Source organism: Pseudoalteromonas sp. NBT06-2 (assembly GCF_002276045.1).
Classification (GTDB): Bacteria; Pseudomonadota; Gammaproteobacteria; order Enterobacterales; family Alteromonadaceae; genus Pseudoalteromonas.
This window is the reverse complement of sequence record NZ_NQMR01000150.1, coordinates 1-18140: the sequence shown is the minus strand read 5'-3', so window position 1 is coordinate 18140 and position 18140 is coordinate 1. Positions and strand designations below refer to the sequence as shown.

At 35.0% G+C, this 18140-nt stretch carries 12 protein-coding genes; 3 read left to right on the top strand and 9 right to left on the bottom strand.

Going from position 1 to position 18140, the window contains the following annotated elements; all coding sequences use genetic code 11:
• Positions 1–148: 148 nt before the first annotated feature.
• Complete coding sequence (locus tag CJF42_RS21385; RefSeq protein ID WP_095368619.1) at positions 149–484, top strand: zinc-ribbon domain containing protein; 336 nt, start codon at positions 149–151, stop codon at positions 482–484.
• A 326-nt stretch (positions 485–810) separates the two neighbouring features.
• Here CJF42_RS21385 and pmbA read toward each other — a convergent pair whose 3' ends face one another.
• The gene (gene pmbA / locus CJF42_RS21380) at positions 811–2163 is read right to left on the bottom strand and encodes a metalloprotease PmbA (RefSeq protein WP_095368618.1); all 1353 of its coding nucleotides are present in this window, start codon (positions 2161–2163) and stop codon (positions 811–813) included.
• A 131-nt stretch (positions 2164–2294) separates the two neighbouring features.
• Between pmbA and yjgA the strand changes: the two genes are divergently transcribed.
• Positions 2295–2822 (top strand): ribosome biogenesis factor YjgA, encoded by a 528-nt coding sequence (gene yjgA / locus CJF42_RS21375; protein WP_095368617.1) that lies wholly within the window; start codon positions 2295–2297, stop codon positions 2820–2822.
• A 22-nt stretch (positions 2823–2844) separates the two neighbouring features.
• Positions 2845–5781 carry an Ig-like domain-containing protein gene (locus CJF42_RS21370; protein ID WP_095368616.1) on the top strand — a complete coding sequence of 979 codons (2937 nt, stop codon included), beginning with the start codon at positions 2845–2847 and terminating at the stop codon, positions 5779–5781.
• 72 nt (positions 5782–5853) lie between these two features.
• Here the strand turns inward: CJF42_RS21370 and tldD are convergent, their stop codons facing one another.
• The 8 genes from tldD to CJF42_RS21330 all read right to left on the bottom strand — a co-directional run bounded on the left by tldD (position 5854) and on the right by CJF42_RS21330 (position 17807).
• The gene (gene tldD, locus CJF42_RS21365; RefSeq protein ID WP_095368615.1) at positions 5854–7296 is read right to left on the bottom strand and encodes a metalloprotease TldD; all 1443 of its coding nucleotides are present in this window, start codon (positions 7294–7296) and stop codon (positions 5854–5856) included.
• Positions 7297–7372: 76 nt separating this feature from the next.
• On the bottom strand, positions 7373–11248 hold the full coding sequence (locus CJF42_RS21360; RefSeq protein WP_095368614.1) for a YhdP family protein: 3876 nt from the start codon (positions 11246–11248) through the stop codon (positions 7373–7375).
• A complete protein-coding gene (gene rng / locus CJF42_RS21355; RefSeq protein WP_095368613.1) occupies positions 11248–12720 on the bottom strand; it encodes a ribonuclease G in 1473 nt (490 codons plus the stop codon). Before rng ends, CJF42_RS21360 begins: the two co-directional genes overlap by 1 nt.
• Positions 12720–13289: a Maf family protein gene (locus CJF42_RS21350; RefSeq protein WP_095368612.1), complete on the bottom strand. Its 570-nt coding sequence runs from the start codon at positions 13287–13289 to the stop codon at positions 12720–12722. Before CJF42_RS21350 ends, rng begins: the two co-directional genes overlap by 1 nt.
• Complete coding sequence (gene mreD, locus CJF42_RS21345) at positions 13289–13768, bottom strand: rod shape-determining protein MreD (RefSeq protein ID WP_095368611.1); 480 nt, start codon at positions 13766–13768, stop codon at positions 13289–13291. Before mreD ends, CJF42_RS21350 begins: the two co-directional genes overlap by 1 nt.
• A complete protein-coding gene (gene mreC / locus CJF42_RS21340) occupies positions 13758–14603 on the bottom strand; it encodes a rod shape-determining protein MreC (protein WP_095368610.1) in 846 nt (281 codons plus the stop codon). Before mreC ends, mreD begins: the two co-directional genes overlap by 11 nt.
• Entirely contained in the window at positions 14603–15646 is a 1044-nt protein-coding gene (locus CJF42_RS21335; protein WP_091989126.1) for a rod shape-determining protein, read from the bottom strand. The genes mreC and CJF42_RS21335 overlap by 1 nt, the downstream gene beginning before the upstream one ends.
• Positions 15647–15830: 184 nt before the next feature.
• Positions 15831–17807: an SUMF1/EgtB/PvdO family nonheme iron enzyme gene (locus CJF42_RS21330; RefSeq protein ID WP_095368609.1), complete on the bottom strand. Its 1977-nt coding sequence runs from the start codon at positions 17805–17807 to the stop codon at positions 15831–15833.
• Between the last annotated feature and the right edge of the window lie 333 nt (positions 17808–18140).

Genomic DNA, 18140 nt, shown 5'->3' with positions numbered 1-18140 from the left:
ATCGCACGCACAACTTTCGTTCAATCTATTAATTAGGACTATAAATCATCTATAAAGAAATTTATATAGGCCTCATAGATAGTGGCTTCCAAGAGGAATTTCCTAGGTATAAGAACAAAGCGTTATGTGTTCGTACAGGAGTTGAGCATTGGGTAGATTTAAGCGACCAAAAAACAAAGATGCAGTAAGACTCCCTGTAGATAAAGAAAAATGGGGAGTTAATGACAATACTTATTCTTCAGCCCCAGATTACTATTATGATGAAGAGTATAATTGTAGAGATTGTGGCAAAGCTCAAGTATGGAGTGCGGAGCAACAGAAGCACTGGTACGAAGAACTTGGCAAAACTATTAACTCTTCAGCAGTGCGTTGCCAGATTTGTCACGCTCATATTCAAGCCATCAAAGAGCAGCAACAAAGGCATATGAAAGAAATGAAAAACAAACCCAAACACCCAAATGAGGGTTTTTTCAAAAACATATAATCGGGTAGCCGGAGGTCTCTAACCTCCAGCCTCACATCGTGCGGGTCATCCTTCGTAATGAACCTTTATGAGTTAGGCTAATGACCGCAATGTCGAAAAAGCAGCCGTTATAACAGATCAAAAGGAGCACAATAAAGCTTGTAACTTCGGTATAACGGCTCTTTTTTATATGAATGTTTATTATTCAGTATGAAACTTCAATATTTGATGTGATAATTTATTAACCTTCCACAGTGGCTACTAAGTAAGATTTCAGATAAACAAAAAGGCAGAATATATCTGCCCTTTCTATCTCAGGTTAAGTCATACCAACAAATTTGCTAAGCTTATTCACCTGATACTTGCATCTCTTCCACTAATATAGAGCCTGTTTGTACACTTCCTCTATAATCAATATCAGAGCCGATCGCTGCAATACCTTTGAATATATCTTTTAGATTACCAGCAATAGTTATCTCACTTACTGGATATTGAACAATGCCATTTTCAACCCAAAAACCAGCTGCACCGCGAGAGTAATCTCCAGTGATGATATTTACGCCTTGCCCCATTAATTCTGTAACAAACAACCCTGTACCCATAGTGTGAAGTAATTTAGCTAAATCACCACCTGTACTTTCTACTAGCCAATTATGTATACCACCAGCATGACCTGTTGGCGTCATATCTAGTTTACGCGCAGCATAACTTGCTAGCAGATAAGTCTGTAATTCACCGTTGTTTAATATAATACGATCTTGTGTTTTCACTCCTTCACTATCAAAAGGTGAAGAAGCCATGCCTTGAAGGATATGTGGTTTTTCTTCTACGTTAACTAATTTATTAAAAATTGGTTTACCTAAGCTATCAAGTAAAAAGCTAGACTTGCGATATAAAGCACCACCACCAATAGCAGAAATAAAATGACCAAACAAAGAGCTTGCTATATCAGCTCGGAACACAACAGGCATTTTACCTGTTTTTAACTTTCGGCTACTTAATTTAGCTAGCGTTTCTGTTGCCGCTTCTAAACCTAAAGCCGTAGCAGCTTTTAATTGTTCTCCTAATCTAGAAGTCGTATATGCACTATCTCGTTCCATTTGCGAGCCTTCTTGCCCTATAACCATACAACTTAGGCTATGGCGTGTTCGAGGGAAACCTGCAATTAAACCATGACTATTGCCATAAACTCTCAAGCCTTGATGACTAGAAAAACTTGCACCATCAGAGTTCACAATACGATCATCTGAATTTAATGCAGCATCTTCAGCTTGTTTACAAAAGTCAATACCTTGCTCTGGAGTTACCTGCCAAGGATGATACAAGTCTAAATCTGCTTGCGAGAACTCGAGTAAATTTTTATCCGCTAAACCGTTAAAAGAATCTTCTGATGTATACTTTGCAATTTCAATTGCCTTATTGACAACTAAATCTAATGCTTTTGAACTTAAATCAGCTGTAGATGCAGAGCCTTTTTTATTGCCAACATATACGCTAATTCCTAAAGCGCCATCTTGATTGAATTCAATCGTTTCCACTTCACCTAATCGAGTCGTCACAGACAAGCCAGATGTACTACTCATCGCAGCTTCAGCAGATGTTGCTCCCAAATTTTTTGCTTTGTCTAATACCTGTGCAACCGCAATTTCAACTTCTGATATTTGTTTGAAAATAGGATCTGATTTGTATTGTTCACTCATGAAAATAACCAAATAATGTGAATAAGAGTAATAAACTAAGCATAACATACGTCAAGCTTGATTTTAACGGCTATAACATTGAGTTATACTATGCTGATATAAATTAAATTATTAAAACAGTGTAGAACATCATGGCCAGAAAAAAGCGTAATCCCGAGCTAGAAGAAGAAATTATTTACGTTTCTAAAAGTGAAATAAAACGTGAAGTGCAAGAAATGCATAAACTAGGTACTCAACTAGCAGCATTATCGCCTAAAGCGCGGGAAAAAGTACCATTAGATGTGATACTTGAAGAAGCTATGGTGCTTTCAGATAAATTAAGTAAAAAGAAAGAATCCTACCGCAGGCATTTGAACTACATTGCAAAACAATTACGATTAGCAGACAACTTAGATGAAATAAAACATGCAATGGATATCATTGGCAATAAAAATCAACAGGCTTCAGTTGCTTTAAACAAATTAGAACATTTACGTGACCAAATAATTGCAGATGGTGACAAAAAAGTGAATGAATTAGTTGAAGAATATGATATTTTGGATAGACAAAAGCTGCGCCAACTTGTTCGTCAAGCAAAAAAAGAAGTCGAGCAAGAAAAACCAGCTAAAGGCTACCGAGACTTATTTCAATATTTAAAAGAATCAATCTTAGAATCTTGAAATAAATAGCAAAGGATCACAAATGAAAACCACTAAACTGTTTTTTAGTTTTTTAGTATGTTTATTTTTAACTGCGTGTAATGGCTCATCTGGAGAAAACGAAGAACCTATCATTCCAGATCCAGATGCCACAATTGAAATTACACTATCTGTATTTGATGAAAACTGTCAAATATTGACTACACCACAAGCGATTGCTGGTAATTCATTTTGTATCCAAGCTAAACTCATTAAAAATAACCTTGCAGTATCTAATACTTCAGTTAACTTTAGCGCTGGCCTTGGTTCAATATCTCCATCTTCCACATTGAGTAATGAAAATGGTATAGCGCAAGTAATATTAAACAGTGATAATACAGATATAGGTTCAAACACTATTACAGCAAGTGTAGGTGATGTATCTGCATCTACCGATTATGAGTTTTTAGAAAGTACTGAACCTGATCCTAACGCCCCTATTGTTATCACAATTTCAATGTTAAATGAGCAATGTAACTCTGTTGGTTTACCTAGTTTTACAGCTGGGGATACCGTTTGCATTAAAGCACACCTATCTAAAAATGATATACCAGTTTCAGGGTTATCAATTACCTTTGATGCGCCACTAGGTACTTTACGCCAAACCTCAAAATTAAGTGATATCAATGGCGATGCGATTATATACTTAGACAGTGATGACGCTTCTGTTGGTGCTGCTACTTTAACGGTAACTCAAGCGCAGTCTTCTGTTACAGCCCAGTATGAATTTGTAAATAATGATGACGGCACACCTACTCTACCCGTATTAAATGTGCAAATGCTTAAGAATGGCATAGCCAACAATCAATTTAAACAAGGGGAATCAGTTTTAGTTCAGATACAACTGTCAGACCCAACAGATCAACCTTTAATAAATCAAATAGTAAATTTAACTGCTGAATCAGGTGCTTTAGATGCATCTGCTATTTTAACTAATCAAGACGGTATCGCAAAAGCGACATTATCTGCATCTACCGAGAACACTATTGGGGCTGCTGTATTAGCAGCAAGCTATACATTAAATGTTAATAACCAAACTATTAGTCAGCAATTTAATTATCAAATTTTAGATGCCGACATTATTGATCAACCAGAAATAAAAGCGGGATACTTTGATGAAAATAATCAATTTGTAGAGGGGAAAATAGGCTATACCTTAGATGGTACAATTAAAGACGGCGATGCAACATTAAGTGCTGGCGGCACTTTAGGTTTAAAAATAGCTATTGTTGATGAAAATAACGTACCAATTTCCACCCCCACAGCAATTAGCTTTACATCTAGCTGTGTTACTACTCAACAAGCTAAAATTGATGGGCAAGTATTAACCATTAATGGTAAAGCCAATGCTACCTATGAAGACCTCAGCTGTGCCAGTTCAAGTGGTAATACAGATCAAATAATCGCAACCATAGCCGGTAGTGCAGAAAACATCACTTTAACTCAAATTGTAACTCTACAGCCTGAGAGCCTAGGGGCAATTGAGTTTGTATCTGCTGAGCCTGACTCCATTGTATTAAAAGGGACTGGTGGTCAAGGTAAGCAAGATATTTCCACATTATCCTTTATAGTAAAAGGAAAGCTAGGTAATCCTTTAGCACAACAGCAAGTGACCTTTGAATTAGATACAAAAGTGGGTGGCTTAAGCATTAGCCCAAAAGCTGCTTTTACTAACTCTTTAGGCCAAGTAAGTACAAAAGTCACTTCAGGAAATGTACCAACTGTAGTGCGTGTTAATGCATCTGCCACTTCTAAAGCGGGAGAAATGATTTCGACACAATCAGATTTATTATCTGTAAATACAGGCTTAGCAGATCAAAACAGTATCACCTTAGCAACCTCTAATCACAATCCTGAAGGATATAATCTTAATGGTGAAAAAGTAACCATTACTGCCTGGTTAGCAGATAGCTTTAACAATCCAGTACCAGATGGTACGACGGTTAATTTCACAACAGAAGGCGGGCAAATTGAACCTTCTTGTCAAACTTCTAATGGTTCTTGTTTTGTAAAATGGGAAAGTTCAGAACCTAAAGTATATAACCATCGAATCACAGTTCTTGCCACTGCAATTGGACACGAAACTTTTTATGATACAAATGGTAATAATGTATTTGACAATTCAGATGGAAATCCAGAAGTAAATAAAAATGTTTCTAGTGGTTTTGGCCGTTCTGAATCTTTATCATCAGGCTTTATAGATATGCCAGAAGCCTGGAGAGATGATAATGAGAACAACAATAGAGATTCTGGAGAGCTTTTTATTAATTTTGAAAGTGATAATCAATATGACGTTCAAGATGACAATTATACCAATCAAGATGGTAAATTTAATGGTCCTCATTGCTTGAGCACAACTAAGTGCGGTGAAAATATAAGTAAAACGATCAATGTTAGAAAAGCATTAAAAATGATAATGGCTTCCTCTGATAGTTATTGGTCTTTATATGATGATACAAGTGTCCAAACACAAAAACCCCTTATAACTAATTATGCTGGTGAACAAAAATTTGGTTTGACAACTAAAAAGGATATTAAAAAAGGAAGCTTTCAAAATTTTTCTTTATACATCGTAGATACAGCATTACAAATGATGCCTGCCGGCACAACTATCAACATCACAGCCTCTAACGGAATTTTATCAGGTAAGACAAGCTTAACGGTCGGAAACTCTATCGGAGTAAATAATCCCATAACTCAAGAGCAGCTTGATTGGGAGAACAGGAGCAATGACAATTGGGCTCCTTATAGCTTTAGTCAAGCTATTTATAATAAAGATCCTGATACTAAGAAAAATAGACCCGTTTTTGGAGGGCACGTTATGAATTTTGCTCTTGAAGTAAAAGTAGATGATATCTCTTCCTCTTCAGTTATTTCTTGGGAAATTACATCCCCCTCAGGAATAACAACATCTGGTTTAATTGGCATTAACTTGATTTAAAGTAAAATAGTAAAAAGCCCGCTAGTTCGAAATAAGTGGGCTTTTAATATTCTTTAATTAAAAGAGATTAAACTAAGCCGTACCACCTACGGTAAGCATATCTATTTTCAAACTAGGCTGGCCAACTCCAACAGGGACACTCTGACCATCTTTACCACAAACACCAACGCCTTTATCTAAAGATAAATCATTACCTACCATAGATATCTGCTGCATAACTTCTGGGCCATTACCAATTAAAGTCGCCCCTTTAATTGGCTGGGTAATTTTGCCATCTTCAATTAGATAGGCTTCAGAAGCTGAAAAAACAAATTTCCCTGAAGTAATATCAACTTGACCGCCACCAAAGTTTGGGGCAAATATACCTTTTTTAACACTTGAGATAATATCTTGCTGAGTACTTTCACCCGCTAACATATAAGTATTTGTCATTCTTGGCATAGGTAAATGTGCATATGATTCTCGGCGACCATTACCCGTAGGAGATACCCCCATTAATCGAGCATTTAGTTTATCTTGCATGTAACCTTTTAAAATACCCTTTTCGATAAGTACATTACATTGTGCAGGCGTACCTTCATCATCTATATTCAATGACCCTCTGCGGCCTTGCAATGTACCATCATCAACAACTGTACATAATTCAGAAGCAACTTTTTGACCAACCTTACCACTAAAAGCGGATGCTTCTTTTCGGTTGAAGTCCCCTTCTAGTCCATGACCAACAGCTTCATGTAATAAAACTCCCGGCCAACCAGAACCCAATACAACAGGCATAGAGCCAGCAGGTGCCTCTATGGCATCAAGGTTTACTCTTGCTTGCCTAACGGCTTCTTCTGCATAACCCATCCAACGCGGTTTATTATTCTCTAATTCCAAAAAGTAGCCGTAATCTAACCTTGCCCCCCCTCCAGCACCTCCACGTTCGCGTTTACCATTTTTTTCGAGTAATACCGAGCAATTCATTCTAATAAGAGGGCGTGTATCGGTTGCAAAAGTACCATCACTGGCTGCAACTAATATTTCTTCATATACAGCAGAGATAGAGCTAATAACTTGACTCGCTTCTGGTGCTAATTGACGAATGTAATCTTCTATTTGATGTAATAACTCAATTTTTTTACTATCAGAAAGGCTCGAAATAGGGTTAATTGCCCCAAATTGAATTGCATGAGTTTTTTCAGTGAAAATTTGTACTTGTTTATTTTCACTAGCCTTTGCAATGCTTTTTGCCGCTGTTGATGCTTGAGTCAAAGATTCGATATTAATCGCATCTGAATATGAAAAGCCCGTTTTATCGCCACTTACCGCTCTCACACCGACACCACGCTCAATATTGTAAGAGCCCTCTTTTACTAACCCATCTTCCAACATCCAAGTTTCGTGATAACTAGATTGAAAATATAGATCAGCATAATCTACATTATTCTGATGTATCAGTGCCAATGCTTTAGTTAAGTCATCACGAGATAAGTTACTTTCTCGTAGTAAATTATTTTCTACTTCAGTTGTCATGTGTTAACTCTTATCTTCTCTAATCAGTGCATTTATATCAATTTAAAAAATGATTTAAACATCACGTTCATGAATTTTATTGCAATTGTAATTCCGGTTGCGATTTTAGTAATTTCTGCTCCGGTTTAGCTGTTTGCGGTATTTCAACATTTCTGCTTTTTCGACCAAGTTCTGTAACAATAGGTTTATCCATAGTACCGCTGATCTTAAACTTAATTTCTGAAATAACTTTAGCTGAATGTATTACTTTATCGATTGCCAGAGCAGCCAAACCTGTTACTGGATTCACCATCCAAGCAACTATTACTGGAATGCTTGATGTTACTTCAGGTGAAACAGCTAAGTCATAATTTAATTCTTGTGTATTTAGATTAGCATAGCCCTTTATTGATACATCTGCAGGCACACCATCCATTTTAGTATTTGTTGTACTGGCAAGGCCATTTTCTAAATGCATAGCACCTTTAATGCTGTTATAAAAAAAACCTTTAGCAAATACATCTCTAAAATCTAATTTTAGCTTTCTAACTAAAGAATCCAAGCTTAATAACGAAAAAACTCGGGCCCCACCATCACTCACTTCAGTCAAATGACCTTCAGCTAAGTGCCACTTTATATCTCCTGATAAAGAGGCAATATCAAATTCATATGGCAAACCTTGCCAGTTAAGCTCAAAGTCAGCGTCAGCTTTAGAATCTTTAATAGTAGATGTCAGCTCGTATTCATCAAAAAGCTCACCTATGTCTTTACTCGTAAACTGACCTTTAAGATATGTCGTCTCATTTTTCCATAAGCCATTTGCTGTTAATTTATGTTTATTTTTATCTAGAATAAAATCAGATATTTGTATACCATTTTCAGCAGGATCCAAATTAACAATTAATTTATCTAATTGATAATTATCAATCCTACAATCAGCACAATTAAAACGAATGGCAGGTAATCTATAAAACCAACTTGTATCTGACTTCTCATTATCTTGATTATGAGATTCAGCTTCTGGTAAATTGAAACGTAAATAGTCAGCTTCGATGTAAATTGGTCTTTGCGCTAAGACTTTAGGAATACTAACCTGGGCTCTTAACTCTTTAGCCATTAGCTTCAACTGTGTGCTTTGAGTAAAATTATCTAACTTAAAATCAAGCTCGTTGAATACAATTCCCGATAAATTAACTTGTGTAATTTCACCATTAATTTGTTTAAGTGGCGGAAATATACCAGAAGATTCACTCTGATTAATATCCTCAAGTAAGTGGTCTATAAATGGGATCCAAGCTTTCATATTTACATGCTTTAAATTAATGCTCACATCAAAATCAGATGCATTTAATCCTAAATCACGACTACCAATAATTAAGTGAGCATGACTTATGCTCATTGTTTTATTTTCAAAAATACTATTAAAATAAAGCTGGTCATCTAAATTCAAAGTAATTAAATTAGATATTTCATCACCTCTAATAACACCTTTAAACGGCTTTATTTGCTTTGTTTTTTTATCAAAAGGTTTTGGTAATGAAGTTGATAAACCTTCTAATGTAGATGATATTTCTGCTTGATAATAAAAACCAGACTCAGGTAAGCCTAATTTAAAATCTACAGATAAAGGAATATCTCCCGAAGTATATTCCTGTATAAATCTTGGACCTTTATTCAATAACTTATCCACTGACCAATTAACATCACCTTTAACTGTTAAAGCATATTCTTTTTGGTTTTGCTCACCCACTATAGCTAAGTTAACTGGTAAACCTAACCAGTTAGCAGAAATATTTGGTAAATTAATTTGATTATCAATAAAGTTTAGTTCACCAGAAACTTGATCAAATTCAAGGCCAGGCTTGGTAATATCGACATCGATATCTGAGAACTTAATTTTGCCTTTTGTGATAACTTCTGGTTGTGATAAATTAACTTTTAAATGAGTAACCCCAGAAACATGACCTTTAGCATTAACAATTTTAAGCACTTCTCCGATAGATTGAGATAAAGGAGTATATGCAAAAAAAGGTTGTAAAACTTGTGCGTCTACTTCGTTAATTATTTTAACATCAAGCCAATCGGATATGCGTAAATCATCAATGCTAACTGTTACGCCATCTTTTAAAGATAGATTAACTAATTGACCTGTATTACTAAAAATATCCATTCTTTGACGATCAAACACTAAATCAACATCTAGGTTTTTAATACTTGGCCAATCTAATTGAAATTGAAATTCTGCATCAACTACTTTAGCTACAACAGCAAAGTGACCATCATTATTCTCATAAGGAAAACTCGAGAATTTACCATGCCAAAGCACCTGAGCTTGTTCAACTTCACCACCCAATAATGATTCATTTAAGTAATCAATTGTACCTTGAGGCATATAACCTTTAGGATAATACTCTTTTGCCAAAATTGCTTTTGGCCCTTTTAATTCAGCATACAAGCTCATTGAAGCTTCACCATATAGATTCAATGTTAGCTCTGCCGCTAAACTTAAATCTTTATTATGAAGCCAAATGTTATCACTTTTAACTTGCCAACCAAAATCTTGTTTTACCATGGAGAGTGTTAAATCAATCTGTTCATAATTTATATTTTTTGGAAACAGCTCCCCTGTTAATAATTGATTTTGTGCTGAATGAAGTGAGATATTCCCTGAAGACTGATTAAAATTAACATCAAGTTCGAAATTTTTCACTCCTGGTACGTCTTGGTAGTTTTCCCAAGCTACACCATTTGCTTTAGCCGAAACCTGCCAATTATTTTTATGTTTAAAATTAAAAAATAAATCGGTTACTTGACCTTTAGGGTCTCTTAATAACAAAGGTTCAAAATCTTTATTATCAACTAACTGTGAAAGCTGAGTAAGCATTTCTATATCTATATTTGTTAGTTTACCTTTAACTTCACTTCCACTTTTCTGAACTTCTAAATTCATTTTTGGCCATTTAACTTGGTTACTACTCAGAACTAAATCAGATGAGTTTAAACCCCAACCTATTATCGTCGGTTTAAAACGCAATGCGCCTGAGGTGATAGTAAAATTTTGCGCTTCATTATCTAAATCCCAATTCAAAGAACTAGGATGCCATTGCAGTTGGATACTTTTAAATAACCCCTTATCTATACGAGACCATAATTCAAAATTAAAATCAGATTGAACAGATTGAATATTGCTTGAAATAGCAGAAGATAGCCAAGGGGTAATATTTAAATTATTAGCTACTAAATATAATTCTCCAAATGCATTTTTAAATGCTGTGCCATATAAATCTAAAATAATATTAAGTGAATTATCTGAGATCCCCGGTAAGCTAATTGTACCTTGCCCTTGATGCTTTTCACTTTCATTTTGCCAACTTAACTTTTGTAGCTCAACGGTTTTGTGATTACCATCTCTCATAACAATTTCAAGCATACTGTTTTCTATAGCAAAATGGCCTATTTCACCTAAAAACAACCCTTCAAATAAATCTAACTGATTGTTATAATTCGTCGTGTCTGTATCCTCTGAAAGTGATATTAATTCAGGTAAATTGATATTTGCAGTAAGTCCATCTAAGACAAAATAACTTGATCTAAATTGTCTATCTATTAATGTCCGCCAAAGATTGATATGCAAACGTGTTTGCTTAATTTTAAGTTTAATGGGAGAAAGTGAATTTGATTGAAAAGAGATATTATTCAACTCAAGTGCAGGACCTGTGCCTTGCCAACCAGCAGATATATTTCCTATAGATAATTCAACATTAAATTTTTCTAAAATCAGACTTTCAAAATGTGACTTATACTCATTTGCATGGGGCAAACTATATTTCAGAACTGAAATCAGTACAGCTAATAAAACAAGACTAATTGCAAAAAATTGCCATATTTTTCTTATGCAAGAAAAGCAAAAGCGCCTAAATGTTAAGCGCCTTGCCTTTTCAGTAGTCTCTTTTTGTACAGCAGTATTTTGCACTACATCATCACCACATCAAATTGCTCTTGAGTATATAAAATTTCGGTCTGAATACTGACAGGTTTACCAATAAAAAGTTCAAGTTCGGCTAAATTATGATACTCATCATTTTTCAAAGCCTCACTTACCGCTTGTGATGTATATACTACAAACTTATCAGCATTATAGGCTCGATTTACTCTGACTATTTCTCTTAATATTTCATAGCATACAGTTTCAACTGTTTTTAAAGCACCACGGCCATTACATGCAGGACAGAAATCACATAGGATATGCTCTAAACTCTCTCTCGTACGTTTACGCGTCATTTCAACTAAACCTAAAGCTGAGAACCCATGAATATTTGCCTTTGTTCTTTCTTTAGATAAACCTAAATCTAAAGCATGTAAAACACGTTTTTGATGCTCATTACATGACATATCAATAAAATCAATAATAATTATACCACCTAAATTTCGTAATCTAAGCTGGCGTGCAATCGCATGTGCTGCTTCAATATTAGTATTAAATATCGTTTCTTCAAGGTTTCTATGCCCAACAAAAGCACCCGTATTCACATCAACTGTTGTCATCGCTTCTGTTTGATCAAAAATTAAATAACCACCAGACTTAAGCTCTACTTTTCGCTGTAAGGCTCTTTGTATTTCATTTTCGACATTAAACAGATCAAAAATAGGTCTCTCACCAGGGTAATACTCTAAAGGCGCAGAAAGCTGAGGTACAAACTCTTCCGTAAATGCTTTTAACTGTTGATATGTTAATTTAGAGTCAACTCTAATTCTCTCCATATCTTCACCAACAAAATCTCTTAATGTACGAAAAGCTAAAATCAAATCTTCGTGTAAAATACCTTCTATTTTTATATTTTTACGTTTTTCATTTATTTTATGCCACAGTTTTTTCAGAAACTTTGCATCATGATCAAGTTCAATCTCTGATGCACCTTCAGCAGCGGTACGAATAATAAAGCCACCATCGTCATCATTATATTTCTTAACAATATTTTTTAAACGTAGCCTTTCTGTATCTGTTTCTATTCTTTGACTGACACCAACATGTTTAGCATCAGGCATAAAAACCAAATAACGTGAAGGTATCGTGATATCTGTTGTTAATCTTGCTCCTTTTGTTCCCAAAGGATCTTTCACAACTTGTACCATAATAAGCTGACCTTGGCGCACTAAAGTTCTTATATCTTGAGTTTTTTTAACATTAGATGCTGCAAAGCCTTCAACGATTATTGTACTGTTAACTATATCTGATGCATGTAAAAATGCAGCTTTATCTAAGCCTATATCTACAAAAGCCGCTTGCATACCAGGTAATACACGACTCACTTTACCTAGATAAATATTACCAACAATTCCAAGGTGGCTTTGTCGTTCTAATTGGATCTCTTGTAGTACACCGTTTTCAATAAGCGCGACTCTACTTTCACTTGGTGTAATATTTATTAATAATTCAGAACTCATTATTCATTCCAGAAATGTGATAATAATTGTTCGGTTTCAAATAATGGTAAACCGACTACAGAAAAGTAACTACCACTAATATGGCTTACAAATCGCCCTGCGAATCCCTGAATACCATAACTTCCAGCTTTATCATTAGGCTCTTGTGTTGCGATATACTCACATATTTCTTGTTCCGATAAATCTTTAAAAGTGACATCAGTGATAACAAGTTTACTTAGTATTTTATTTTCATTAGCAAAAGCAATTGCGGTCATAACTTGATGTGTACGACCAGACAAATCTGCCAACATTCTTTTAGCATCAAGATTACTTTTAGGCTTACCTAATATTTTATCATCTAATACAACTATAGTATCTGAACCCAATACTGGGCGATCTTTATAACCACGATCAACACCCGCTTGCGCTTTAAGACAAGCTAAACGCACGACATGCTGTTGTGGTGTTTCGTTGTCAATATGAGACTCATCTACATCTAAAGAAAATTGCTCAAACTCAACATTAAGTTGACTTAATAGCGCTTTACGACGTGGTGAAGCTGAAGCTAAATATATTAAATTATTCATTATCGGATCCTAAAATGACGTCGATATTTTCTAAGTAATAAGAAGATCCAGACCCAAGATAAGGACCCTGTTAAAACAGGCCATAAGTACTGAGGTAAAAAATAAATATCAATTAAAAAATGACTCACCCAAAATTGTAATAGGTGATATAAAGCAAGGAATAGCGCAATTAATAAAGATTGTTGTGGTACAGAGTAATTTCTTATTTTTTGATAATTACTGGCGGTGATATAAATAGAAACTGAATAAGTAAATGAGTGTACTCCTAAAGGAGAACCTATCGCTAAATCCATTAATAAACCGACAACCCATGCTGTACCAATATTAACTTTATGAGGTAAAGCAAGTGACCAATACATTAAAATTAAAAGAACCCAGTCAGGTTGAAAAGGCTGCAACCCTCTTGGTAATGGAATTAATGCTACAACTAAAGCCACAAAAATTGATAATAGGATTAACCAATAATGCCTACTCATCATTTTTGTTTTCCTCTGTTTGTTGCGACCACAATAAAACTAATAGCCTAATACGGTCTAATTGTGCAATTGGTTGCGCAGATACTTTTGCAAATGGCTTGCCTTCATCTCTTTCTATATTTGTTACTGTTGCAACAGGTAGTCCTTCAGGGAATATATCACCTAAAGCTGAGCTAACTAAAATATCTCCTATCCTAATATCCATACTATGGGGTACATGGGGTAATTCAACCTGGTTTAATTTTCCGATGCCTTCTACAACAGTTCTAATATTATTTCTTAAGACACGAACTGGGATCGCATGAGTATTATCAGTCATTAATAAAACTCGGCTAGTAGAAGATCCTACTTGCACAACTTTACCAACAACACCAAGATCGTCAACAACCGCTAACCCTTCAACTACATTATCTAAAAACCCCTTATTGATAACAACTTGTTGATTATAAGTATTTGAGTGTATAGATAATACTTTAGTTACTAGCTTTTTACTTTCTAGCTTTGCAGAAGAATTTAAAAGTGCGCGCAATTTTAAATTTTCACTTCGTAGAAATTGAAACTCTTGTAGCTTTGCATTAAGTAATAACTGATTCTTTTTGAGAGTCGTATTTTCAGTTAAAAGTAACTCTCGAGCGTCTAAGCTTTGAGAGCTCCAATTTAAAAATTCAGATGGTATATTAGCAAAATAAAAAAGAGGACTTACAAAAGTATTCAAACTTGCACGAATTGTAGAAGCGCCAGAAGTATATCTGTCTCCAAGCATAATTAAACCACTTAAAACAACTGCGATTATTAATCGCAGTTGTAAAGAAGCATTTCGACCAAATAATAAATTCATTAATCGTAACTAAATACATCACCGCCATGCATGTCAATCATCTCAAGAGCTTTACCACCCCCTCTAGCAACACATGTCAAAGGATCATCAGCAACAACAACGGGAATACCAGTTTCTTCCATCAATAAACGGTCTAAATCTTTTAGTAAAGCACCACCGCCAGTTAACACCATACCATGAGCAGAAATATCAGAAGCTAATTCTGGTGGTGATTGCTCGAGTGCAACCATAACAGCACTGACAATACCTTGAAGAGGCTCTTGCAATGCATCTAATATCTCATGTGAATTAAGCGTAAATGATCTTGGAACACCTTCAGCCAAGTTACGACCACGCACTTCAATTTCTTTAGCTTCATCAGTTTTAAAAGCAGAGCCAATTTCATGCTTTATTCGTTCAGCTGTCGCTTCACCAATTAGACTGCCAAAATTACGACGAACGTAATTAATAATTGCTTCGTCAAATTTATCACCACCGATTCTTACTGACGATGAGTAAACGATACCGTTTAAGGAAATGATAGCAACTTCAGTTGTACCACCACCAATATCAACTACCATAGAACCTGTTGCTTCAGAAACAGGTAGGCCCGCTCCAATCGCAGCTGCCATAGGTTCTTCAATTAAATAAACTTCTCTTGCGCCAGCTCCCATAGCAGATTCACGAATTGCGCGTTTTTCAACTTGAGTAGCACCACAAGGAACACAAATTAATACTCTTGGGCTAGGACGCAAAAAGTTATTATCATGAACTTGTTTGATAAAATGTTGCAACATTTTTTCAGTTACATAAAAATCAGCAATTACTCCGTCTTTCATAGGGCGAATTGCTTTTATATTACCAGGGGTTCTACCAAGCATTTGTTTAGCTTCTGTTCCTACAGATGCAATACTTTTTGGACCACCAGGCTTATCATGTCGTATAGCAACAACCGAAGGTTCATTTAATACTATACCCTGCTCTTTCACATAAATCAGGGTGTTTGCAGTACCCAAATCTATGGATAAGTCATTTGAAAAAATTCCACGAAGCTTTTTAAACATAAAGCGGGTTGATCCTTGTATATTGTTATTTTATTTACTGACTAACTATTTTAATACCATTATATTATTCTAATAACATACTTTGATTGTTAATCATTAAAGATAATTAATTCATATTTTATAAAAAAAATGAGTTAAATGAAATTAGCAATTAAGTTATTAGAGCAAAATAAAGGCCATATATTTATCTTTCTTTTACTAATCTAAAACCGATATAATTCGCTCTAAAGTCAGTTGATAAAATAAGTCGCGTAGAAGCTCTCGCTAAGCTTGGAGCAAAATTCCATGCACCTCCTCTTACAGCTACATCAGACTGACCAGCAGTTTTTTGTGTCCATTCCCATACATTTCCAACCATGTCGTATAATCCAAACTGGTTAGCTGAAAAAGAACCAACAGGTGAGGAACTCTTATTTGACCATTCACTGCCACACCATCCACAGTTAGCTTGGTTTGAGCCTATATCGTTACTCCAAGAGTAATCAGTTGTCGTACCAGCCCTAGCTGCATATTCCCATTCGACTTCATTTGGTAACCGAAATTCATTGTTTGTTGTACTTGATAACCAATCTGCATATGCTTTAGCATCATTATAAGTTAAACAAACCACAGGAAAGTCATCTTCTTGTTCGTAACCTGGATTTTTCCAATTTAGAGATGGTTCCCAAACTGGCTCACCATTAAGGTAATAAGCGCAACCTTTTCCTGATTCAGCTTCAGTTACATAATTTGTTTCTACAGCAAATGAGTTGTATTGAGATACAGAAACTTCTTTTGCATTCATATCAAAAGAGTCACTTAATATTTTTTTTGTAACTGGTTGCTCATTGGCTAAACCATTACCTGTGATATCACCCATTTCAAAACTTCCGGCTGGGATGACAACCATACCTGGGACAGAGATATTACTTATTTGAGTTTCAACGATAGGTTTTGAAACTAAATGAGATTTATTCTTAACTAATCTCGCCTTTAAAGTTTGTGCTTTACTCAAGTTTATAATTTTTTTGAAAGTGTTATAACCTAATTTACGAATTTCAATATCGTGGATTCCGACAGGTAACTGAACTGATAAACGTGTTGAACCGTAACTAACTCCATCAATGAAAACTTCATCATCATGAACATTTGATCGAAGTGTTAACTCATGAGTGTAGTCAATTTCAGGCTCATTTAATATATTTACAACTGGCTTATTATAAGTTTGACTTTTTTTTTCTATTTCAGGGTAGGTTGTTGATACGGTCACTGGGTCAGAGAAACGTACATTCCCAGTAAAGTTAGATGACTGTTGAGGGCTATAAATACTTTGAAAAGAACTTGAGTATTCACTACAAAAACGGTTATCTAAATTGAGTAAATGACATAAACGACTATTATTAGCATCACCTCGCATGGTAACACTTAAATTAACATCATAATTACCATGGCCACTGAAACCACTATTTACAACATGGCTATTTAATACCTGAACCCTTGCGCCTGCTGAGTTTCTTTTTGGCTCAACCAAACGGATTTCAGTCAAATTAGCAAAAACCTGATCAAGAAAACGTTTAGTCGCCTTTTGCATACCTAAATGCTGACCTCTTTGCTCACACGCTGCTAATGTTTCAGTGCGCTTACAATTTATTGTATTTTGTATTTCAAGCGTACCATCTCGATTGAATTCATTTCTTAGCCTTTCAACCCTAGCGGTATTTTTCTGCTCTTTTAAACCTTCAAGGGTATTTAATAATGCATGCCTATCAATTCGGATCTTTTCGATATCTTTACGATGAGCTGAAATTGAAGCCAATTGCATTGCAATATCTTCTTTATTTGTTTTATGAGAATCAACTGCATTCTGATATCTCAGCTTAGTATCTGAGATATCTAAAGAAGGATCTTCAATTAGTCTGCGGTAAAGTGCATTCATAGCATCTAAAGCTTGGTTTTTTTCTTTTTCTAGCTTTGTAGATCTTGCACGTAATAGATCTAATTGATGTTGCTGTTGGCTTTCATCTTTTAAATGTTTATTTAATATTTCAGTAAAGCTATCAAAGTCAGCTTGTTTAAGTGTTATATCATTTTCAATTGCCGTAACTGTGTTTGTATCTTGCGAAACAGCAGAAAATGAGAGCAAACTCAATGATATCAGAAGAGACAAAGGTGCAAATCGCATATATTTAATTCCCAAAAACGGCCTAATCACGCTAATTATTATCTTTTTATTTTATTAACCTACAATGCTATTTATTTGCAAGACAAAATACAAGCATTGATGTACTAATAGTTGAAGTTTCTACAATAAAAAACCTTAGGTTGGTCTTTAATCAAAAATTAAGCCTAATAAAACACAATTCGAGTGTTAAATAAAAATATTGTTCAACAAAAACTTTATATGTATAGGTATACCAGATATTAGAATTTGATGCTCAGTTTAATTTAGTAATATCAGAAAAGCAAAAAACCCGATACAGTGCTGTATCGGGTTTCTACTAATTAGGAGCCTGGC

Coding starts and splice junctions, on each gene's coding strand:
- CJF42_RS21335 (WP_091989126.1), bottom strand. CDS start 15,646: ATGTTTAAAAAGCTTCGTGGAATTTTTTCAAATGACTTATCCATAGAT.
- mreC (WP_095368610.1), bottom strand. CDS start 14,603: ATGAATTTATTATTTGGTCGAAATGCTTCTTTACAACTGCGATTAATA.
- CJF42_RS21370 (WP_095368616.1), top strand. CDS start 2,845: ATGAAAACCACTAAACTGTTTTTTAGTTTTTTAGTATGTTTATTTTTA.
- CJF42_RS21350 (WP_095368612.1), bottom strand. CDS start 13,289: ATGAATAATTTAATATATTTAGCTTCAGCTTCACCACGTCGTAAAGCG.
- yjgA (WP_095368617.1), top strand. CDS start 2,295: ATGGCCAGAAAAAAGCGTAATCCCGAGCTAGAAGAAGAAATTATTTAC.
- pmbA (WP_095368618.1), bottom strand. CDS start 2,163: ATGAGTGAACAATACAAATCAGATCCTATTTTCAAACAAATATCAGAA.
- CJF42_RS21330 (WP_095368609.1), bottom strand. CDS start 17,807: ATGCGATTTGCACCTTTGTCTCTTCTGATATCATTGAGTTTGCTCTCA.
- mreD (WP_095368611.1), bottom strand. CDS start 13,768: ATGATGAGTAGGCATTATTGGTTAATCCTATTATCAATTTTTGTGGCT.
- tldD (WP_095368615.1), bottom strand. CDS start 7,296: ATGACAACTGAAGTAGAAAATAATTTACTACGAGAAAGTAACTTATCT.
- rng (WP_095368613.1), bottom strand. CDS start 12,720: ATGAGTTCTGAATTATTAATAAATATTACACCAAGTGAAAGTAGAGTC.